The sequence below is a fragment of the Chitinophaga niabensis genome, assembly GCF_039545795.1.
Taxonomy (GTDB): Bacteria; Bacteroidota; Bacteroidia; order Chitinophagales; family Chitinophagaceae; genus Chitinophaga; species Chitinophaga niabensis_B.
In genome coordinates this window covers 2,591,599-2,612,963 of sequence record NZ_CP154260.1, presented here as the reverse complement: position 1 = coordinate 2,612,963, position 21,365 = coordinate 2,591,599, and the positions used below count along the sequence as shown (strand labels likewise).

The 21,365-nt window shown below is 47.0% G+C and carries 16 protein-coding genes; 7 read left to right on the top strand and 9 right to left on the bottom strand.

Annotated elements, in window-relative coordinates; genetic code table 11:
• Positions 1-15 precede the first annotated feature (15 nt).
• The 5 genes from AAHN97_RS10235 to AAHN97_RS10215 are packed head-to-tail and all read left to right on the top strand — an operon-like array spanning position 16 to position 5,333.
• Complete coding sequence (locus AAHN97_RS10235; RefSeq protein ID WP_343307503.1) at positions 16-753, top strand: SDR family oxidoreductase; 738 nt, start codon at positions 16-18, stop codon at positions 751-753.
• On the top strand, positions 750-1,343 hold the full coding sequence (locus AAHN97_RS10230; protein WP_343307502.1) for an HAD family hydrolase: 594 nt from the start codon (positions 750-752) through the stop codon (positions 1,341-1,343). The genes AAHN97_RS10235 and AAHN97_RS10230 overlap by 4 nt, the downstream gene beginning before the upstream one ends.
• A gap of 21 nt (positions 1,344-1,364) precedes the next feature.
• Entirely contained in the window at positions 1,365-2,906 is a 1,542-nt protein-coding gene (locus AAHN97_RS10225) for a patatin-like phospholipase family protein (RefSeq protein ID WP_343307501.1), read from the top strand.
• Position 2,907: 1 nt separating this feature from the next.
• Positions 2,908-3,498: a hypothetical protein gene (locus AAHN97_RS10220; RefSeq protein ID WP_343307500.1), complete on the top strand. Its 591-nt coding sequence runs from the start codon at positions 2,908-2,910 to the stop codon at positions 3,496-3,498.
• Positions 3,499-3,557: 59 nt separating this feature from the next.
• Positions 3,558-5,333, top strand: a complete 1,776-nt coding sequence (locus AAHN97_RS10215; RefSeq protein ID WP_343307499.1) for an ABC transporter ATP-binding protein — start codon at positions 3,558-3,560, stop codon at positions 5,331-5,333.
• A gap of 20 nt (positions 5,334-5,353) precedes the next feature.
• Here AAHN97_RS10215 and AAHN97_RS10210 read toward each other — a convergent pair whose 3' ends face one another.
• The 5 genes from AAHN97_RS10210 to AAHN97_RS10190 are packed head-to-tail and all read right to left on the bottom strand — an operon-like array spanning position 5,354 to position 10,222.
• Entirely contained in the window at positions 5,354-6,118 is a 765-nt protein-coding gene (locus AAHN97_RS10210; RefSeq protein ID WP_343307498.1) for a LytR/AlgR family response regulator transcription factor, read from the bottom strand.
• Positions 6,119-6,128: 10 nt separating this feature from the next.
• Positions 6,129-7,139, bottom strand: a complete 1,011-nt coding sequence (locus AAHN97_RS10205; RefSeq protein ID WP_343307497.1) for a sensor histidine kinase — start codon at positions 7,137-7,139, stop codon at positions 6,129-6,131.
• A 4-nt stretch (positions 7,140-7,143) separates the two neighbouring features.
• Positions 7,144-7,350 carry a hypothetical protein gene (locus AAHN97_RS10200; protein WP_343307496.1) on the bottom strand — a complete coding sequence of 69 codons (207 nt, stop codon included), beginning with the start codon at positions 7,348-7,350 and terminating at the stop codon, positions 7,144-7,146.
• 47 nt (positions 7,351-7,397) lie between these two features.
• Entirely contained in the window at positions 7,398-8,030 is a 633-nt protein-coding gene (locus tag AAHN97_RS10195) for a hypothetical protein (RefSeq protein WP_343307495.1), read from the bottom strand.
• A gap of 11 nt (positions 8,031-8,041) precedes the next feature.
• Positions 8,042-10,222: a TonB-dependent receptor gene (locus AAHN97_RS10190; RefSeq protein WP_343307494.1), complete on the bottom strand. Its 2,181-nt coding sequence runs from the start codon at positions 10,220-10,222 to the stop codon at positions 8,042-8,044.
• 144 nt (positions 10,223-10,366) lie between these two features.
• Here AAHN97_RS10190 and AAHN97_RS10185 point away from each other — a divergent pair, with 144 nt between their 5' ends.
• Positions 10,367-15,574: an AAA domain-containing protein gene (locus AAHN97_RS10185; protein ID WP_343307493.1), complete on the top strand. Its 5,208-nt coding sequence runs from the start codon at positions 10,367-10,369 to the stop codon at positions 15,572-15,574.
• A gap of 42 nt (positions 15,575-15,616) precedes the next feature.
• Here AAHN97_RS10185 and AAHN97_RS10180 read toward each other — a convergent pair whose 3' ends face one another.
• The gene (locus AAHN97_RS10180) at positions 15,617-16,972 is read right to left on the bottom strand and encodes an exonuclease domain-containing protein (RefSeq protein WP_343307492.1); all 1,356 of its coding nucleotides are present in this window, start codon (positions 16,970-16,972) and stop codon (positions 15,617-15,619) included.
• A 131-nt stretch (positions 16,973-17,103) separates the two neighbouring features.
• Between AAHN97_RS10180 and AAHN97_RS10175 the strand changes: the two genes are divergently transcribed.
• The gene (locus AAHN97_RS10175; RefSeq protein WP_343307491.1) at positions 17,104-17,400 is read left to right on the top strand and encodes a hypothetical protein; all 297 of its coding nucleotides are present in this window, start codon (positions 17,104-17,106) and stop codon (positions 17,398-17,400) included.
• A 245-nt stretch (positions 17,401-17,645) separates the two neighbouring features.
• On the opposite strand, the gene AAHN97_RS10170 is transcribed toward AAHN97_RS10175, so the two are convergent.
• From AAHN97_RS10170 to AAHN97_RS10160, 3 genes are all read right to left on the bottom strand, one after another.
• Positions 17,646-18,350, bottom strand: coding sequence for an SRPBCC family protein (locus AAHN97_RS10170; RefSeq protein ID WP_343307490.1), 705 nt, complete (start codon positions 18,348-18,350; stop codon positions 17,646-17,648).
• Between the two features lie 111 nt (positions 18,351-18,461).
• Complete coding sequence (locus tag AAHN97_RS10165; RefSeq protein WP_343307489.1) at positions 18,462-20,000, bottom strand: DUF6850 family outer membrane beta-barrel protein; 1,539 nt, start codon at positions 19,998-20,000, stop codon at positions 18,462-18,464.
• A gap of 9 nt (positions 20,001-20,009) precedes the next feature.
• Positions 20,010-21,362: a DUF4876 domain-containing protein gene (locus AAHN97_RS10160; RefSeq protein ID WP_343307488.1), complete on the bottom strand. Its 1,353-nt coding sequence runs from the start codon at positions 21,360-21,362 to the stop codon at positions 20,010-20,012.
• Between the last annotated feature and the right edge of the window lie 3 nt (positions 21,363-21,365).

The following is a 21,365-nucleotide window of genomic DNA, read 5'->3' as shown; positions in this document are numbered from 1 at the left end:
ATACCTAATATTAAAATGATGATACCTACTGTATTGATACTGGGGGCTGGCTCAGATATGGCTGTGGCCATTGCCAGGAAGTTTGCCGCTAATAATTATGCTATTCAGCTGGCAGCGCGAAAACCGGAGCTGTTACATGCCCAAGAGCAGGACCTGAGGATCCGCCATAATGTTGCGGTTACAAGTCATGGGTTTGATGCACTGGATTTTGAAAGTCATGTTTCCTTTTTCCAGTCACTCCCCGTGAAGCCGGATGTTGTAATCTGTGTGTTCGGTTACCTTGGTGACCAGGAAAAAGGACAAAACGACTGGCAGGAAGCTTCCCGCATTCTGCACACAAATTATACCGGTGCAGTGTCTATCCTGAATGTGGTGGCAGAAGATATGGCTGCCCGTAAAACAGGCACAATCATCGGGATCAGCTCTGTTGCCGGAGACCGTGGAAGAATGAGCAACTACCTTTATGGCAGTGCCAAGGCTGGTTTTACTGCCTATCTTTCCGGATTGCGGAACAGGCTTTTTCATGCAGGTGTACATGTGATGAGTGTGCAACCCGGATTTGTGAATACCCGCATGACAGAAGGTTTAACATTACCTCCCCTGTTAACGGCGCAACCGGAAGAAGTAGCGAATGACATTTTCAAAGCAGCATCAAAAAAGAAAAACGTTGTTTATTCCAAATGGTTCTGGCGTTATATTATGCTGATCATCACGAGCATCCCTGAGTTCATATTCAAAAAGCTCAAATTATGAAGAACGTGATCGCTTTCTTTGATTTTGATGGTACCATAACTGCAAAAGACACACTTTTTGAGATCATCCGGTTTCAAAAGGGCGGCGCTGCACTTTACCTGGGCATGGCCCTCTTATCACCTTTGCTGGTGCTGTTCAAAATGAAAGCCATCTCCAACCAGCAGATGAAAGAGATCGTACTCCGGCTCTATTTCAGGAATACCCCCATAGAAGTATTCCAGCAGGTATGCAATGATTTCTGCCGGCTTCGTTTACCTTCCCTTTTACGTCCCAAAGCCTTGAATGCTATTGCCTGGCATCAGTCGGAAGGCCACCAGGTATACATTGTTACTGCCTCTGCTGAAAACTGGGTGGCTCCCTGGAGCGAAACCATGAAAATCCCCTGCCTGGGTTCCATCCTTGAGCTTAAGGACGGCCTGGTAACAGGCAGGCTGGTGGGCAAGAACTGTAACGGCAACGAAAAGGTATGCCGGATCAGGGAAGCAGTACACCTTACTACCTACGCTACCATTTATGCTTATGGTGACAGCAGTGGCGACAAGGAAATGCTGGCACTCGCACAGCATCCCGGTTTCCGCACATTTGAGTAAGAATATTGCTTAAATTTAAGCATGCCCGCAAAAAAGAAAATTCCTATTGAATACTTCACGGAAGCACCTGCCGTGTTACAGGTACTTCAGCAATTAGCCGAAAGGTTTGATGAACCCGGCTCTTCCCACAATTACAAAAAACTGGTGATCTCAGATACCCTGGATGGAGAAGGATACCAATATGTAAACCTGGTCCAGGAAGGTGGTGGCGTTCTGGGTATTGCGCTGGTAGGTTATACTTACGTGCTGGAAAAAGCAGGCATCCGCTTTATGCGATTGGCGGGTACCAGCGCGGGAGCCATCAATACAACCCTGATGGCTGTTGTGAAAGCAGACAAACGGACCAGCTCTGAAAGGATCCTGGAATACCTCTGCGAGAAACCCTTCTTTGATTTTGTAGATGGTCACCCCTTCGCCCAAAAGCTGATTAAATGGGTGGTAAAAACAGAAAACTTCGCCAAACGTATCAGACGTTGCGGGCTTTGGCTGGGTATTATCCTTGCCCTGCTGATTATATTGGACATCCTTAGTGTGGGTTTGCGTTTTCATTATCCTGTGTTCAGCGGCGTGGCCCTGGTTAGTTTTATCTTAACCGGTATTGTGCTGATGGGCCTGGGACTGGCGGGAGGATATTTCGGTTACCTGATCCAGCGCCTCAAGAACCGCGGCTTTGGCATCAACCCCGGCAGGAACTTTACGGAATGGATCAAAATGATCATGGAAGAGAACGGGGTGAATAATATTGACGACCTGGAAGCGGTGTCTGAAAAGATCCCGGAGGGTTTACACCTGCGGCCTGATATTCAAACAGACAAAAACCTGGGCGACAACCCGCTCAAAGGTTTAAAGCCGGATATCACCCTGATCACTTCAGATATCATCACCCAGAATAAAATTGAATTCCCGCGCATGTGGAACCTGTTCCGGGAAAACAAACATGAAATACATCCGGCAGAATTTGTGCGGGCCTCCATGAGTATCCCGCTCTTTTTTGAATCACACATTATCCGCAACATTCCAAGAGATCTGCCCATTATTCAAACCAACTGGCGCAATCACCTGCTGCTGGAACCGCAGGATATTCCTGCCGCGGTTCGTTTTGTGGACGGCGGGGTATTATCCAATTTCCCCATCAATGTATTGTATAATCCGGAAGTGACCATCCCCCGCTTACCCACACTGGGTATTGAACTGGATGATGCAGAACCAGCGGACAATACTTTGAACCAGGCAGATAACCTTGGCCTGGGCGCCTATATGGGCAAACTTTTCAATACGGTGCGGTATTATTATGATAAGGACTTCCTGTTGAAGAACAGTCTTTTCAGGAAAGGGATCGGCGTGATCAAAGTAAGTGAATACAACTGGCTGGATTTTAATATCTCTGATGAAAAGCAAAGGGAATTATTCATCCTCGGTGCGCAGGCCGCAGCTAAATTCCTGCTGGAAGATTTTAACTGGCAGGAATATAAAACCGCGCGGATCATTGTACACCAGCAGGTGAACACTTCCAGGAAAGATATGCGTGGGGTATCTGATCTCTTAACACAAAGCAGGAAATAAGATGATGTTATATTTTATGCTCTCCTTCACCTTGATGCTGTTCACTGCTTTGTGGATGTTGCTGCTTGGCAAAAAGTTCAGCTACCGGGATGCGGGCGGCGTGGAAATCCCATTCAGTATCCTGGACCTGCAATTCCCTTCATCGGAACAGGAACTTTGTACTATTATGAAAGGGCTCTCTCCTGCTGCCGGAAAAGCACTGCGTGCGCATTTGTGGGTAGACTACCTTTTCATGGCCGGCTTTTACCCTTCCATAGCCATCCTCTGCATCATTGTGGGTTACAAAACCGATGTGGGCCAGTATTTCTTCTGGCTGATGGCAGCTTTGCAACTTGCTGCCTGGCTGTTTGATATGCTGGAGAACGGTTATTGCCTCCGCAAACTGCGTAAACCGGTGCCAGGCACTACTTTTCAGAGTTATTCTTTTTTCGTATACGCTAAATTCATCCTTTGCCTGGCAGGTGTGGCGAGTGCTATTCCGGCGCTCTTTTATTGCTGGATAACAGGAGATTTTGAGGTAAACTCCCTGTTATATGGTGGTATTATAGTGGCAGAAATCCTCATTGCTTTATGGATCAAAGCAAAGAGCTGAAACAATATTTACCAGATTGGATCGTCTTCTCCCTAAGGAACGCTTAACTTCGCAGCCGTATGGAGCAACAGACAAAACGTGCAAAGATCACATTTTCAGGTATTCGCAATGCATTAAGGCTTTATCAATATGCCAAACCCTACCGCTGGCAATTCGGATTGGGGTTGATGATGTTGTTATTGTCCACCGGTGCCAGTCTTGCTTTCCCCAAACTCCTGGGCGATCTGATAGATACCAGTCATAAAGGGCCGCTGATGCAACATATTGAGCAGATTGGTCTGATCCTCATAGCGGTATTGATCCTTCAATCCACCTTTTCTTATTTCCGCATCCGGATCTTTGTATCTGTTACAGAAAAAACACTTGCCGCATTACGGCAGGCCACTTATAGCCACCTGATCAAACTCCCCATGAAATTCTTTGCGGAACGCAGGGTGGGAGAACTGAACAGCCGTATTTCCTCAGATATTTCGCAATTGCAGGATATGTTCACCACCACACTGGCAGAATTCCTGCGGCAGGTGCTCATGATCATCGGCGGTATTATTCTGCTGGCGCTTACTTCCGGCAAACTCACTCTTTTCATGCTGGCCATTCTGCCGGTAATCTGTGTGCTGGCGGTGTTCTTTGGCAAATTCATCCGGCGTTTTTCAAAACAGGTGCAGGCACAGGTAGCTGAATCCAATACCATTGTGGAAGAAACCCTTCAGGGTATCTTCAATGTAAAGGCTTTCGCCAATGAGTATTTTGAAATAGGCAGGTACAGAACTAAAACCAACGAAGCTGCACGTACAGGCATTAAAGCCGGGGTCTACCAGGGCGCTTTTGTATCCTTTATCATCCTGGGGCTGTTTGGCGCCATGGTAGCTGTTATCTGGAAAGGTGCTGTAATGATGTCTGCAGGCGAACTGGAAGTGGGGGAATTGTTTTCCTTCATCCTTTATTCCGGTTTCATTGGTGGTTCTATCAGCGGGCTGGCGGAGATCTATACCCGTATTCAAAAAGCGATCGGCGCATCTGAAAATCTCCTGGAGATCCATGATGAACCAACGGAAGATATTCACCTGCTCACTGCAGAACAAAAGTTCCCCGGCATTTCCGGAGACATCCGTTTTGAAAGTGTGAGTTTCTCCTATCCTTCCCGGAAAGATATTCCTGTGTTGCAGGATGTTAGCTTCCATGCGCAACCCGGGTGGCAGGTAGCACTTGTAGGACCCAGCGGGGCTGGTAAATCCACCGTTGTTTCCCTGCTGCTGCGTTTTTATGATCCCGCCAATGGCGCCATCCTTTTTGATGGTAAACTGGCTTCCAGTTACGACCTCTCTGTGCTGCGCAACCAGATGGCGGTTGTACCGCAGGATGTGTTCCTCTTTGGCGGTACCATTCTTGAAAATATTGCTTACGGTGATCCCCATGCTACAGAAGAAAAGATCATGGAAGCGGCCAAGAAAGCCAATGCCTGGGAGTTCATTCAGAAATTCCCTGAAGGCTTGCAAACTATTGTAGGGGAACGTGGTGTGCAGTTATCCGGCGGGCAACGTCAGCGGATCGCTATCGCGCGTGCTGTTTTGAAAGATCCGCGGATATTGATATTAGACGAAGCAACTTCCGCGCTGGATTCAGAATCAGAACGTTTAGTGCAGGATGCATTGGATAAACTGATGCAGGGGCGTACTTCCATTGTGATCGCACACCGTTTGTCCACCGTGCGCAGAGCAGATATGATCTTGGTGATGGATAAAGGGATAATTGTGGAAGAAGGTACGCATGTGGAGTTGATGGAGAAAGAAGAAGGATTATACAAAGGGCTGAGTGAATTGCAGTTTACGGTGTAGGCCGCTGTAAGCGCTTTCGCTTATGGCGTGATCCATTCCTTAAAAGCCGCTGCTTTATCTTTACTCACCATCACCGGAAGCGGTTTTGCCATTTTCAGCTGCAGGTTTAATTTTCCTGTATCATCTGAGCGGTAACCACTTAGAAACGCTTTCTGCACAATACACTGCCGGTTAGCACGATAGAATTTCTGAGGATCCAGCAGGTCTTTCACCTCATCCAGTGAACGGAAATCCGTGATCCATTGCCTGCCATCTGCCTGGTGCAGATAGATCAACTCCTGTTTCGTAAAACACACGATCTCTCCTACCGGTACCACATACACGCTACGGCCATAATGAACTGTGAAACTTTCTTTAAATGCCTGCTTGCGCTGCTGATGTTGCACAAACTGCATGAGTTCCTGCAGATATACCGGGTTGCTGTATTTCTCCCTTAACAGCGCAAATTTCTTAAAGGCATTTTCCAGTTCTTCCACATCCACCGGTTTCAATAAATAATCGATGCTATTGATCTTGAATGCCCTGATGGCATAATGATCATATGCGGTGGTGAAGATCACCGGGCAGGCGGGCTGCAGATGATTGAAAAGATCGAGACTGATACCATCTGATAACTGGATGTCCGCCAGGATCAGATCAGGGTGTGGGTGCTGTTGCAGCCAGGCATTTGCTTCCCGCAAACTTGCCAGGGGGCCCAGTAATTGCCAGTCTGGTTGCAGCTGGTGTACCAGTCTCACTAAATGTGCAGCCACCAGTGGTTCATCTTCAAGGATCAATACTTGCATATGGGTTGGTTTACAATAAGGGCAATGCTACGGTAAACGTATCTGTTTCATCTTTCACTATCACAGGCCGTTCGCTCAGGAAAGTATACAGGCTTTTTAACTGCTCCAGTCCTTGTTTATCAGAATGCGCCAACTGCCTGCGGATCTGTTTATTATTCCTTACTTCCAGGTAACCATCATTCTCCGAAATATGGATGCGTAAAGGGTTTCCGGGATGTACTTCATTGTGCTTCACCGCATTGTCTATCAGCATTTGAAGTGTTACCATGGCAATACCTTTCTCTCGCGCTGCTTCAGGTACCTGGATCTCAATCACCAGCGCTTTATCAAATCTGATTTCCAGTAAAGCGATATAATGCGCCAGGAAATCCAGTTCCGTTTGCAGGCTTACTACTTCTTTATCCCGGTGCTGTAACACATAACGGTATACTTTAGCCAGGTGGCCAATGAAGCGGGAAGCAAGGTCAGGGTCCACTTTCACAAGACTGTCAAGCGAAGTAAATGCATTGAAAAGGAAATGCGGGTCTACCTGGTTCCTGAGCTGGTGGTATTGTAATTGTACTTTTTCCCTTTCCAGTCTTTCTGCCTTGACCACTCCTTCTTTCCATACAGCGGTAAAGTGCTGGCTGATCAGGGCCATGTTCACCGCCAGTGATACCAGGTTATTGATCGTGGCGATCATAGCCCTGCCCAGGTTGGAGAGTTCAAACTGCGGAAGCTGTTCCAGGCAGCTGAGCACAATAGTCCTCAAAATATATACCAGTACAATCCCTATTACAACCTGCAGGATCACGCGGGCATAGAGGCTTTTGGAAAATGGAAGCACCCTGTTTAACAGGCGGTGAACAGCAGAGAGGATCGTCCAGATGACCTGAGTAATAATGATCACCGGGATGGAAAATAAGAGGTGCCGCCCCAGGGACATAGGGGCGAATAGTACAGCCCTTATGCTCCATGCCACTATTACAAAAGCGATGGTAATGGCGATGCGGATAGCATGTTTTCTGAGAAATGACTCCATAGTATTATCCTAAGTTACGTAGTTGTTTTTTAATAAGATGGCCTTTCCACATCCATAAACCGCTTAAAACGATCAGGGGGAAAATGATGAATTTCACGGCAAAGGCTGCACGGGGAATTTCTGCCACAGGGCCGTAAATATATCCTATCACGGGAATGCTGATAACGATGTGGAACCAGCGCATGATCTTTCTTTCTGTTGATGCTTTCATGTTTTTAAGATTTAGCGGTTCCGTTTTTATACGGAACCGCTGTAAGGTTATTGGATCATTTTTTCACAATCTGCTCTCCCCCATTGCGGTGCAACGGCAGATGCAGGTTTTACTTCGAATTGTTTGAGGGCCTGTTCAAATAATTCCTTCGCTTTCTTTTTATCGCCGCCCCACATGGCGGGTGTTTTGAATTTGACCAGGCCATCGAGATATAAAGCGCGCGGATTGGCGGGATCAAGTTGCCGGGCTTTGCTCAGGTGTGCACCGGCTGTGGGGCCATATTTACGGCCATTCACCATTGGATCCGCTTCTACCCTGCTTCTGTTCATGAAGCTGTATACCGTATATACTTCCGCGAGTTCTTTCTGATTACCACCGGGTTTCACAATGGCTTCTGCTTTTTTAATTTGCTCTTCAGCAAGGTTGCTGAACTGCATGGCCCGTTCAGCATCTTTCTGCAGGAAAGCAAGTTTAGTATTGCTGTATGCTGCATAATATGCCGGCAGCCATTGTGTAGGTTCCGCAGCAGCCATCCTGCCAAATTCATTCGCCAGTTGCTGGAAATCTGCGATGGAAGCAGCCGTGTTCAGTTTGGTTACAGCGGCCGCCAGTTGCTGATCCTGTGCCTTTACGGTGTTCAGCATAAAAAACACGGCGATCAGGGAGATCATTTGTTTCATGGTTTATTGTTTTAAAGGTTATCATTCATAAAGTCTTCTGTTCTGTCTATCCCCAGGCTCATGAATATGCCCAGGAAAAAACTTCGTGCAGCCGGTAACGTAACGGGCACTTTCCGGCTTCCATTATAACTGTATTCATATCCGAATACCTGGTTAGTTCCCAGCAGGTTATTTACGCCAACGGCAATCACCGTAAAGTCTTTCTCCTTCCATTTCGGAAACATGGTGAACATGTGATAGAGCCCCAGGTTCAGTACATTATAAGACTTCGTAGTACCCTGATCACGGATCTTTCCGTACGCTGTGAGATCGTAATAAGGCCTGCCGGCAGCATAGGAATAAGAGATCCCTATACTGGTACGGATGGGTTCAATAAACCGCCGGGCCACCAGTGATGCAGTATGCGGTGCAGCAAAAGAAGGTTCCATCTGGTAAGGGAATTCCAGGTGATCGCGTTTGGTGGCGAGGTAGGAATAACTTACCCAGTAATCCAGGTTTTTGATGGATGATTTATCCCGCCAGAACAGTTCAAATCCTTTTGCATCACCACTGCCGTTCATGCTGAGTGTGGGGAATGTTTTCAGCAGCCGGTCGTAATGTTTGTAAAAGATCTCAGCCCGGAACAAGCGGCCATTGGCGCGTTGCAGGTAGTTCAGGATGTAATGGGCAGCTTTTGCCTGGGGCAGGTTGTGGTTATCCAATAAGAACCTGTTCTCCGGTTTTTGGTAAAAGATGCCATAGGCAGCGTTGAGCGATGCGCCATTTGGTAAACGGTAAGCCATACTTACGCGTGGCGCCAGTTCTGCAGCTTTCAACAACTGATCATATTCAAAACGCAGGCCGGTACGCAGGGCCAGGTTATGTGCCAGCCGCCATTCAAATTCTGCGAAGGAGGTATAGTACTGATCATCCATGAACCGGTCGTGCGTGAACTGGTACTCCGCCCCTGCTTTTAATACATGATGCCCTGCAAAGAAATGGCTCAGTACAAAACGGCCGGTGAAGTAATCTTCGCCGGATTTCAGATGCTGGTTCTTGCTCACATACGGTGTGTCCGGAATGATCACTACCGCTTTGGAGGCATCCAATAGGTTATTTCGTATGTCCGTGGTGTTATGATTGTATGCGGCGGCAAGGTCCAGCTGCCAGTTCTTTGCCAGCTGGCTGCGGTGGCTGATGTTCACATAGAGGTTCCTGTCTTCCGCCGCAAAACGTTTGCGCAGGCTGCTGCTGTCGATGTCATCTTTTGTAAAATCTGTTTTGTTATAACCGAAATTCGCATAGACTTTCAGCAATCCTGTTTTGCCGGTTTTGAGGCGCACGTTGAGATCATTCATGAAGTAGGCCGGGCCTGCTGCAAAGTCCTGCTGCTGCGGGATCAGCTTTGTGTAGGCATTGTTATTCATGTACCTGGAATAGAAACCCCAGCTGCTGCGTTTATCCTTTGCCAACTTTTGCATACCTGTCACTGCGAGCGTGGGAGAAAGACCGATCACCGCGGATGATTTATCATGCAGATCTGTAGACTCCATGACCAGTGCACCACTCAGGCCCTGGCCATATAGAGCAGAATACCCACCGCTACTGAATACAATCCCATTAAAAAGAAAGGGAGAAGAAATGCGGTTGAACTGCGGCAGGCCGGGTAATGTTACATAATAGGGCCTGTTCACCAGTACGCCATCCACAAACTGCCGGGTTTCTTCACCGGAGCCGCCTCTTACAAAAAGCCCTTCCCTTTCGCCGATCTGCTGTGCACCCGGAAGTGTACGGATGGCATTGGCTACATCTCCTCCGTTACCGGGAACGGATACTACATCCATGGCCGTCATCACAGCACCTTTACTTTTATCACTGGCCTCGAAACTGCCCGCGGAGATCACCACAGGATCCAATGTGGCAGGGTCTTTTGCCAGTATAAAGTGTACAGGATTACCTTTGGTGACCGGCAATATTTTCGCTTTGTAGCCCATATAAGTAGCCACGAGCATTATTTCTCCGTTAATATTGGCTTCAAAGCTGAAGTTCCCGGCAGAATCAGTGCTGGTGCCAACAGCTGTGCCTTTTATGGAAATACTGGCGCCTTCCAGGGGCTGATTATTTTTATCTTTCACGCTGCCAATAATTCGTTGTGCAGCGGCGTTATTAAGGGCTAAAACCGCCAGGAGGCAAAGCATCAGGGAAGTTTTCATAAGGTGTTGTTTTACAGCAAAGTAAATTTGCCGGCCCGCCCTGAGCAACTGGAATACAAGGAGGCGGAAGAAAACAACAACGAAACGGAAACACCCGCATTAAATGATTATTTTAGAGCACCATTTTCAGCATAAACGTATACATTGACGACTATATCTTTTCCGCAGTTCCTTGAAACTGCCTTTCAGAACGGAGCCTACACAACAGATGACGTGATTGCAGCGGTATTACCGCTTTTCAAAACTGTTTTAGCCCTGCACGACAGCGGCCTCGTTGCACCCTTCGGCCAGGAGGATGTATTGCAGGTGCAAAACCGTGCCGTGATGCTGGACACGGCATTGGCGCATCCGCCACTGGATGCCTATGAAAAAGTAGCTGCGCTCTACAACAGTCATAACCCTCATTTTCAGATCGTTGATAAAGTAAAACTGCTGGCAGACCAGGCGGAAGCCATCAACCTGCAGGTACATAAAGATGTATCGCAACCACTGCAACATGGTGCATATATTCCCGGATACCGCAGCTATGAAATGTTGCTGGGGCATCACGATGCACAAACCGATATCTTTTGCCTGGGACTGATACTGGCGAGTATTGCCTTAGGGATTGATCTGCATTCCCCTGATGGCTTAGATAAACTGGTGGTACAGCGCACACATCCATTAGCCTACCGCCCTATTCATCCGGCCCTCGGTACCATCATCACAGAAATGACGGAACTGAACCGCACACAAAGGGCACAGGACCTGCATGAACTGATCCACCGCCTGGAGCACTACCGTGATTTTGACAGTGAGAAACAACTGGACCTGGGCCAGATGGCAGGATGGAAATACCAGGAACGAAAAGAAAGACAGGGTTTCATTCTCAATAAATTACGGAACCGTTTATTTGATGTGAGCAGACGTAACCGCCTGCTGTATTATAAACCCAACTCCCGCTTTGCCAATCTTACCCTGAGCAGCGTGCCCATGGTATTGCATCATCAAAGCATCCGCCCGGAACTGTTATTTACCTGGAATGAAGAGATAGCAGAAAAAGTGATAGGTATGAAAGACCTGTCCCTCAATAAGTACCTGCGTTTTGAAGATCATCCGTATCTGCCGGGTGTATTGAATAAAGTACGGCTGGAAGCACAGAAAGATATACAGGAATATGGTTTCAGCCAGTTAAAACTGGTGGTGGCCTTCCTGAAATGGCATAACCTGCGCGAAGATCCGGAAGAAAGTATGATGAGTCCCCTGCTGCTGATCCCCGTTGAACTGAAAAAGAAGAAACAAGTAGGTGAAGATCAGTATTCCCTCAGCATTACAGACAATCATGCGGAAGTAAATCCCGTTCTCGCCAATCAACTGCGCGATCTCTATGGCATTGAACTGCCGGATATGATAGACCTGGAGGAAATGAGCATGGATCAATTCTATCAAACGCTGCAGAAACAGATAGAAGGCGCTAACAGGGGCATTGTATTGCAATACATGCAGAAACCCAGGATCAAACTGATCTACAAAGAAGCAAGGGATACCGTTAATCAATATCAGAAGAAATTACAGAAAGAACCGCTGCCTGATCATGAATCCTATGAAGTGATCGAAGGCACCGACAATCCTTACCGCTGGGATTTTGAAACCTGCCACGTTGTACTGGGCAATTTCAATTACAAGAAAATGAGCCTGGTGCAGGATTATAATTCTGTGATAGATCAGCCACAGCAGCATGAGGTATTTGAGCAGCTGTTCAGTGCACATCCCAAACCCGTTCAGGAAGAAGAAGACTTAGCCGCCTTTCCCGAAGCGGAATGGTTCCATGTGATACAGGCAGACCCAACACAAACCAAAGCCATTCTGCAGGCGCGCAAAGGTGAGAGTTATATCATCCAGGGACCTCCGGGTACCGGCAAAAGCCAGACGATCACCAATCTCATTGCAGACTTTGTGGCCCGTGGCAAACAGGTATTGTTTGTATGTGAAAAGAGAGCGGCGCTGGATGTGGTGTTCCATCGTTTAAAACAACAAGGATTGGATGAACTCTGCTGTTATATTCACGACAGCCAGGCAGATAAACGTGCTTTCATCAAAGACCTTAAACTTACCTACGAAGCTTTCCTCCGTCCGTCTGAAAACCTGCACAGTATCACTGTCCGGCGGAATGCTTTAATGCATAACCTGTCGCAACAGTTACAACTGCTGCAGCAGTTCCATGATACACATGCGCATGAAACAGAAAATGCAGGGATAGCCGTACGTACCCTGATAGAACGGGTATTGGTATTGAAGCCATTGCTGCAAACGGTAGAACCTGCTGTAGAAGAGAATGTACCTCATTATAAACAATGGCTGCAATTTGGAAACATCGTAGAACTTTTAGGAGAAGCATTGGAGGAAAGCGGCTCAGATCCTGTATTTGCCACGCATCCGCTCAGTAAAGTGAATGAACAGGTGTTTGCCGCCGAGCAGCCCCATCAGTTGCTCAACAGCCTGATCGCCAATAGCAGGGCCTTGCTGGACCTGGTGACCCGCGTGATCTCCTCCAACAACGTAACGGCAAAGACCATTGAAGAGTTGCGCCAGCTGGTACTGAATGCCACCTTATTATTGCCACTGGCGGAAAGCGGTAATTTATTACTGATAGATGCAAAGAACCCTGAAGCACAGGCATTTGAGCAGGCTGTAAAAGAAAGCAAAGTTTTACAACAGGCTGCAGAACAGGCAGCCCAGCAGAATATACACTGGCAACGGAAGTTCAGTGAACAGGATACATTACAGGCCATCGCCATTGCAGAAAAACACCAGGACTCTTTCTGGCGTTTCCTGTCCGGCAGCTGGCGCAGGCTGAAGCGGCAAATGCGGGAAAGTTATGATCTTTCCCAACATGCTGTAGTACCTGCTTTCAGCAACATCCTGTTATTACTGAAAGCAGAATATGATGCCATCAATATAGCAGAGCAAACACGCCAGGCTATCCGGCAGCAATACCGCATCGAGAACATCGATCTTACCTGGCTGACCATAGAAAGATTACGTGTGCGCCTGAATGAGGCCCCCATGCAGTATCTTCTTCAGCATCCGCAGGCACAGCAGGTGGTAGAACAACTGGCCCGTTTACATGATACCATTCACAAGTTAGATATCAGTTTATCCAAAACATTGCAGGATCCTCCTGTGCAGGATTTTATTGAATTGACGGACCTCCTGGATTCCATCAACCTGAACGCACCTGCCCTGGAAGAACTGTTGCCGGTACTAGGCAATTACCTGGAAATGCCCGGCGGCCTGAAGCTCGCGCTACGCACATTGCCCTGGACGCCGGTTGAGATGGAAGCCGGCATGGCACATAAAACATTGAAACAGATCTATCAGCAGAATAAACCCTTTGCCAATACCGGCAGCCAGGTGATAGAAAAAGCAGTAGAACAGGTGAAACATTGCTACGGGGAGTTGTTGAAGGTGAATGCGGCTTTCATCAGAGCCAATATTCAGCAGCGTTTCGGGCAGCATGTACAGTTGAGTAATAAAGCGCTTTCGCAGGTACCGGAAGAAGAACAGCCCTTTGCAAAGAATTACGGAGAAGGCAGGAAGATACTGGAGAATGAATTCGCTAAAAGCATGCGGTATAAAAGCATCCGCGAACTCACTTCCCGCAACAGCGGCCTGGTACTGAAAGACCTGAAACCCGTGTGGTTAATGAGCCCGCTCAGTGTGAGTGATTCCCTTGCACTCGACCAGCCATTCTTTGATGCCGTGATCTTTGATGAGGCCAGCCAGATCACTTTGGAAGAAGGTGTGCCCTCTCTCTACCGTGCCCCGCAAACAATCATTGTGGGAGACGACAGGCAGATGCCGCCCACAGATTTCTTTACAGCCAAAGCCGGTGATCCGGATGATCTGGAAAGGAATGATGATGAAGATGAAATACTGAGTGCGGATGCAGACAGCCTGCTGACACAGGGTGCCCGCAAAATGAACAGCGTGATGCTGGGATGGCATTACCGCAGTCATTTTGAAACCCTGATCAGCTACAGTAATCATGCGTTCTACGGTGCGAGCCTGCTCACTATTCCTGACCGCAGTATCCACAACGGCGAGAAACCTCCTATCAGCATACAACAACCTTCCGATGCGCTGTTTTCTGTATCTGCATTATTTGACCGCAGTATCAGTTTCCATCATCTGCCCAACGGTACGTATGCGAAAAGGGGAAATACTGCTGAGGCTACTTATATTGCGCACCTCGTGCGGGAGCTATTAATGAAGCGGACGCCGGAAAGCATTGGTATTGTGGCTTTTAGCCAGGAGCAGCAGCATGCCATTGAAGCAGCGCTGGAAACATTGGCTGCCAATGATAAAAAGTTTGATGAACTGCTGGACGATGCAACAGAGCGGATGGATGAAGGACAGTTCACCGGCTTGTTCGTGAAGAACCTGGAGAATGTACAGGGAGATGAAAGGGATATCATTATCATGAGTGTTTGTTATGCACCGGATGCAAAAGGCAAAATGTCCATGCACTTCGGGCCGATCAATAAACGTGGCGGGGAAAAGAGACTGAATGTTATTTTCAGTCGCGCTAAACAGCATATGGCCATTGTGAGCAGTATACGGCATCACCAGATCACGAATGTATACAATGCAGGTGCTAATTACTTACGGCGTTTCCTGCAATATGCAGAGACGGTGAGCACCGGCAATATGAATATGGCGCGCAGCATACTGGATGGGCTGTCTTCTGATAAACAAACGCGGCGTCAGCGTTCCGGGGATACCGTGATCCTGCAGGAGATCAGGGAACAACTGGAGCAGCAGGGATTCATTGTGTCTGAACAGGTAGGCCAATCCGGTTTTAAATGTTCGCTAGCCGTGAAAGCGCAGGAAAGTGATAAAGCGTATGCATTGAGTATTATGGTGGATGATGATAATTATTACCAGCATTCCGATGTACTGGAGCAATATTATCAGCGGCCTGCTATACTGGAAAGCTTTGGCTGGCGTACGATCACCGTGTACGCAAAAGACTGGCTGCTGCAACCGCAGAAGGTGATGGAGGAAATACTTAAACGGCTGGACCGTTTGCCCGAAGAGGCACCCCTCTCCTCTCTGATACCCCAGGAAGCAACACCGGCAGGTACTACACGGTTAATTTCCGGTGAAGGAAAAACAGCGAAGTTCTGGGAAGTTGCGGTGAGTGGCGGAAAGTTATTCATCCGGCAGGGACGTGTTGGTACAAAGGGACAAATACAGGTGAAGACCTGTGCGGATGCTGCAGATGCAGAGAAAGAAAAAGCGTTAATGGTGCAGGAGAAAATAACTGCAGGTTGGAAAGATGGTGTGAGTAATACGAATGAGTTGTTTTAACGGGCGTGCCTGGTTTGCATAAGTGGCTTTGTGGATATCATGCTACACGGCTTTACGCGCATTGGAGTGCTGGCGCAGCAGATTGAGGATGAACTCATTTTCAGGATACTGTGTCAGCCAGTCCTTCAACATATTATTGTCTGTAACGGCTACATCCCGCGGAACATATCCCATACCATAGAACTTTCCTTTCTCCATGAGGATGCAACTGCGTTCCGTTGCTTCCCTTCCACTGTCCACAATCACAAAAGAAGGTTGTTCTGATCTCAGGTGTTCAATCGCTGCTGCTACACGCTGATTATATTTAGCAGGTTTTTCTTTCTTATCACAGGCTCCTTTGCAGGATTTTTCCGTTACCCCTACACAGGTATCGTTATCTGTTTGCAGGAAACAGAGTTTCGGGCAGAGCTTGAATTCACGTACCAGTTCCCGCATGCGCTGATGCCCGTCTGTAAGCAGGTTAAAAGTATATACCGGCGTGGAATATTTCCTTCGTTTTTCAATAGCCAGCCGCAGGTAACCACCCTGGTCTTCAAAAACATAAAAACCGAATTTGGATTCAATTCTTTTTTGCGCATTGTTATAAGCCGGCCATAAACGGCGGATCTCAACAGATTCCAGGATGAAAGCCATCAGCTCGGTACCCGTTTTTTCAAAGGAGATACCGTGTATATTCCGGATGAATTCCTGCTTTCTCCGGCCGGAGCTATTGCCTGTAAAATGACTGGTTACCCGTTTCTTTATATTCCTCGCCTTTCCCACATATACCACTTTCCCCTTTTCGTTATGGAAGTAGTACACCCCGGGAGACATGGGTAGGTTAGCCACCTGTTCCAGGGGTAAATGCAGGGGCAGCCATTGCTCTTTGGAACGGACATTTAAAGCCGCTGCGATAGCACCTTCTTTATCTGACGCCAGGATCCTTTCAAATAGCTGTACGGTGGCCAGGGCGTCTCCTGTGGCACGGTGGCGCTGCTGGATATTGATATTCAGCGACCGGCATAAATTCCCGAGGCTGTAGGAGGGAAATCCGGGGAAAACCTTACGGCTCAGGCGTACAGTGCAGAGTTTGCGGCTTTGCAGTTTATATCCGGCTGCATCCAGCTGGTGTTTGAGGAAAGAATAATCGAAATTAACGTTGTGGGCGATGAAGATCTGGCCCTGGAGTAAGGTAAAAACCTGCTGTGCCACCTCTTCAAAAGGAGGTGCATCAGCTACCATTTCGTTTGTGATACCGGTCAGGGCCTGGATATAGCGGGGAATAGGCATGCCGGGGTTCACCAGTGTTTCGTACTGCTGTACGATCTGCATCCCGTCATGAATAAAAATGGCTATTTCCGTGATGCTTCCGGCGCTGGCATGGCCTCCCGTGGTTTCGATGTCTACGATGGCGTACATAATCGCAAATATAGTATTTCGTACGCAAGGTATGTGCGCAGGGTGAGTAAAGAATTACCCGTTTTTCCGGTGGTGCAGATTTTGCTGCATAATCAGTAGAAACAAATCTGTTCATCCTAAAATTTCTATTTATGCAATCGCCTAAAAAAATAACACCACAGCTTCCACAGGAGGAATTTGTTGATTATGAGGATCTGTCCGAAGAGAAACAGGAACAGGAAGTACAGGAGGCGGAGGATGAAGACCTCGAGGAAAACGACTTTGCCGGTGCAGTGCGGGATAGTATAGAGGATGTTCCCGGCCCGGATGAGGAGGAGGACGAAGACGAAGATGAAGATGACATTGAGGAGGATGAAGAAGAACTGGAAGATGAATTGGAGGATGAGGAGGAAGAAGAAGAGGACGATGAAGTAGATCCCCGCCCGTAAAAATGAATGAAATTAAAAAGGTTCCGTGTGATGCGGAACCTTTTTCTATTGGAGGTATTTTTTGTAGAAATCAGCCTTTGGGAGGATGCGGGTTATTGCCATAGCTATTTCTCTCCCTCTTTAATAATTTATTAAAGAAAGAGCCTTAAAATCAAAAAAAAGGTGATTAAAAATCCCGATAATATAAACAGTCCACCAATTAATATATCGGTGGACTGTTTAATTTCAAGGAGTATGGTTGAGAATTAGCTATCTACTCTTTTACCTTCTACATAATTTTTGAAATTCCTTATATCATTCTTCACCATAGCGGCAAAAGCAGGATTCAGCAACCTGGCCAGCCCCGCTCCTGCGTAACCTGCCGGTGGCCTGTAACTGATGGTCACATGTAATTCCGTTCCGCCATCTGGCGCATCACGGAACATGATCTTACCGGCATTGGAAACAGCAGCACCTTCTGTGGAACGCCAGGCCAATATCTCATTTTCCTGTTCTTCCACAATTTCAGCATCCCATTCCAGTTCAAGACCACCGGTGAGTCTCACGGTCCAGTGGGAATGTTTTTCGTCTATCACTTCTACATCATGCAGGTGGGCCATAAAAGCAGGCAGATGATCCAATTGGCGCCAGTAAGCGTATACTTCACTGCGCGAGCGGTTAACGATGTATTTTGTACGGATGTTAACGGCACGTGCATGCTGCGGGTTGAGGTTATCTTCAACCATCGCAGAAATGGGACAATTGCCGGAAATACCCCTGTAAAGAAGGTAGCCTCCTGCCAGCATTTTGTAAATGCTTTTCATCGGCGATTTGGAAAAATCAGCACAGGCCAGGTATAATAAGGCTGCCCCTGTTCCTGCGGAGATAATTCTTCCTGTTTTACTTACATTGATCACCGTTGAACTGTCGTACAACGATTCGGGGCGTGGGTGGTGGATGTCGTGCTCCATAATACTAGTTTTGTGTTATTTCACACTAAAACCTTGCTGATTTTCAAATACATTGATTTACAGCTAGTTAGTATTTGTAGCCTGAATACGGTCTGTGTAGGAAAGTACACACTAAAGATACAGTGTGAATCCCAGATTGGTGGTCCACTGCATCTTGTCAGGTTTGGTCATCGCGGGGTATTGGGCAGCGTCCTCATTTAATCGTTGGGTATAACCAACGTTTACAAAGAAGCCTACCGGCATTTCTTTGAGAGTTTTGGAGCTGATATAGCGGAAGGATGTATTTATCCTGAATGCTGTGGATGACCAGTAATAATAATCAGGGTAAGCTATTGCCCTTGTGAAGATGTTTTCCTGTGTTGGCGGAACTGTTATTGTGCTTTCCAGCGGGATGCGGAGTGAGGGAGTTATGCCAGCTGAGAAACGGTCTCCGTTTTTGAAGTTCCAGTAGCCATTTGCTGTGAGGCCTGCGTTAACCTGGGTGTATTCTGCGGTGTGGGCCTGTACTACGTCTATGCGGCTGCTTCTGTCGAAATTAGCGTGGACGCCCCATTCCGGTTGGAAATGGGCTCTTTTTACAGATTGGTGCAGGTAGGAAAAACCAGCCTGTTGCTGTTGGTATTGATAGTTGTTGGCGGCAAACACACTATCGAAATCTTTTCCATCCCTGATCCTGGCGAAGACGTTGAATTGTTGGTTTGACCGCGCTGTGTTGCGTTGTAGCTGGAGTTCACCAGACCAGGTATCAATGTCCCAGCGGCTATATATATCTAATCTTGATTTTGCACGTCTCTCACGGGTATTCCTTTCCTTCTCTATCTCATATGAAAGAAGCGCGCGAACCCGCCAGTTTCCAACTGTAGTATAATAACTGAGGCTACCTCCTTTATAGTTTCTAAGCCGTTGATATATAGCCTCATCTTTCATTCCTATATATCCATAAGCATGGTTCAGATAATAAATCCTGTCAGGATATAAGAGACTCAATCCAAAATTCATGTTTTTATAGATAATGCTGCTGCTCTCATTCCCATATCCAATTATCCCTTCAGCACCGATCACATGTTTCCTGTACTTGTAAGTGATTCCGGGCTTCACCAATAATTTAAAACGCTGTACCTCTGCCCGTGGGTCTACGGATCCGGTTGTCCAGTGATGATCATACTCAAAACCGCCAGACAGATAGAGCTGATCTTTCAATAAAGCATAAGCTACTGTTGCAATACCATTGTAGTTCTGCCTTTCATACCTGCCTGCTTTAGTGGCAAAATAGAAATATGGAGAGATGGGATTCACTTCTCCGCTGAGGTTATTTGCCAGACTGTCTTCCCATACTTTATTAAAACGGAATTGCCCACTTACTTTAATTCGGCCAAGTGTTGCAATACCTTCTGTGTACAATTCAGCTATTTGTGTTTTATATGGCTCCTGCGAGAGATGAAAGCCACCTTGTGTCTGACTATAGGAAACATCCAGCCTGCCCGTTTTTTGCAGAAATGTGTCCGCTACCAACTGAGAGGCATTCCTGAAGCGATAGGTTATGTCCTGGCGGCTTTGCTTAAAAAAATAAATACTGTCCGCCACTTTCGCAGTTTGTGCGAAAGCAGTGGCGGACAATAAAGACAAACACAAGATCAACACTCTTTTCATGTAATAATTCTAAGGCTCAAAAGAAGCAGCAGTTCTGGAAGGGTCTGCTTTGGTTTTGGTAACAAAGTCGTTCGCGGAATTATTGGTATCCTGTAATATCCGTCTGCCATTCACCGTTTTCAGCGTTTTTCTCACTAATGACTGCGATGAATACTGGCCGCCGGTTACAGAAACACCTGCTGCATCCAATGCATCCTGTAATCTTTTAGGTATTCTGCTGGCAGGAACAGCATGAATTATTTCCATTGCATCCAGGATATACCTGGCTGGTATCTGGGGGAAATGTTTAGTATCAGGTTTGAGATCACCGGGCAAAACTTCCGGATCAGGATAAGATTTCCATTTCCTTGGATCTTCATTTGTTTTGAAGATGAACAGGTCTTCCCTTCCGGTAGCATCAAACACCCAATCATTATAAGTACCGGCATATACTACCTCCATATTCTTAACAGCGGGATTGTCCAGGTCATATCTGTAAGGCTTGAATTTCGTTGGGTCTGTTGCCTGTGCCCGGTTATATTCGACAAGATTGGTTTCGAATGCAGCATTACTAAGATCTACGGTTAAGGTGGGATCAATAATGCTGATCTGATCACCATTCTGGTCATTATAGATCTGACCATGGTTAATACCCGTCTGTGCCAATACCATACTTTCTCCCGGATTTAGCGGGTATTGCTTGCCGGTACCAGGGATCATGAATAGATAACGGGCATACACATAATCCTTTGTAGGATTACCAATATTGGTGGGCATGTCTATTGATTTGCTCCAATCGAAAGGAACACCGCCGGCAGATAGCTTTGTATTATTTGCCTGTCCATTGCCGATATAAAGGCTATCCATATAGATCACCTCATTCGAATTATTATAGATCTCCACGAATTGGTCCCGGAAACTGGCGCCCCTGGATGTATGAGAACCGGCATAGTAGAGTTGTTTGATCACCAGGTTACCGATCCTTCCGGATGAAAGCACCATCTCGAAAGAAGTGTTCTGTGTAATGGCAGTACCAGTTTTGGAAGAATTAAACTGCACATCCTGTGTAACAGGGATGCCGGTGATCTGTGTATAATTTGCGGCGGTGAAAGACAATGTAACAGTTGCACTGTAATTACCTGGCGCTATACTTTGAAACACTGCTTCTCCCTGTGCATTGGTCTCAGCATTATATGTTTGCCCATTGGTATTATTGGAAATTGTCACCTTGCTTTTTTCTACAGGAAGGTTCAGTGCTTTATCTTCTGTATTGTAAGAAACTTTCACAGTGAGTGTTACCGGTTGTGCTACAGGCGTGTCTTTTTTACAAGCTACGGCCAGGGACAATGCGGCGATGAATACACCATTAAATAACTTTCTCATGTT

Excerpts from the sequence above, each read along its gene's own strand:
- AAHN97_RS10220 (WP_343307500.1), top strand. The coding sequence starts at position 2,908 with ATGATGTTATATTTTATGCTCTCCTTCACCTTGATGCTGTTCACTGCT.
- AAHN97_RS10230 (WP_343307502.1), top strand. The coding sequence starts at position 750 with ATGAAGAACGTGATCGCTTTCTTTGATTTTGATGGTACCATAACTGCA.
- AAHN97_RS10180 (WP_343307492.1), bottom strand. The coding sequence starts at position 16,972 with ATGTACGCCATCGTAGACATCGAAACCACGGGAGGCCATGCCAGCGCC.
- AAHN97_RS10175 (WP_343307491.1), top strand. The coding sequence starts at position 17,104 with ATGCAATCGCCTAAAAAAATAACACCACAGCTTCCACAGGAGGAATTT.
- AAHN97_RS10210 (WP_343307498.1), bottom strand. The coding sequence starts at position 6,118 with ATGCAAGTATTGATCCTTGAAGATGAACCACTGGTGGCTGCACATTTA.
- AAHN97_RS10235 (WP_343307503.1), top strand. The coding sequence starts at position 16 with ATGATGATACCTACTGTATTGATACTGGGGGCTGGCTCAGATATGGCT.
- AAHN97_RS10160 (WP_343307488.1), bottom strand. The coding sequence starts at position 21,362 with ATGAGAAAGTTATTTAATGGTGTATTCATCGCCGCATTGTCCCTGGCC.
- AAHN97_RS10170 (WP_343307490.1), bottom strand. The coding sequence starts at position 18,350 with ATGGAGCACGACATCCACCACCCACGCCCCGAATCGTTGTACGACAGT.
- AAHN97_RS10225 (WP_343307501.1), top strand. The coding sequence starts at position 1,365 with ATGCCCGCAAAAAAGAAAATTCCTATTGAATACTTCACGGAAGCACCT.
- AAHN97_RS10215 (WP_343307499.1), top strand. The coding sequence starts at position 3,558 with ATGGAGCAACAGACAAAACGTGCAAAGATCACATTTTCAGGTATTCGC.
- AAHN97_RS10165 (WP_343307489.1), bottom strand. The coding sequence starts at position 20,000 with ATGAAAAGAGTGTTGATCTTGTGTTTGTCTTTATTGTCCGCCACTGCT.
- AAHN97_RS10205 (WP_343307497.1), bottom strand. The coding sequence starts at position 7,139 with ATGGAGTCATTTCTCAGAAAACATGCTATCCGCATCGCCATTACCATC.
- AAHN97_RS10200 (WP_343307496.1), bottom strand. The coding sequence starts at position 7,350 with ATGAAAGCATCAACAGAAAGAAAGATCATGCGCTGGTTCCACATCGTT.
- AAHN97_RS10195 (WP_343307495.1), bottom strand. The coding sequence starts at position 8,030 with ATGAAACAAATGATCTCCCTGATCGCCGTGTTTTTTATGCTGAACACC.
- AAHN97_RS10190 (WP_343307494.1), bottom strand. The coding sequence starts at position 10,222 with ATGAAAACTTCCCTGATGCTTTGCCTCCTGGCGGTTTTAGCCCTTAAT.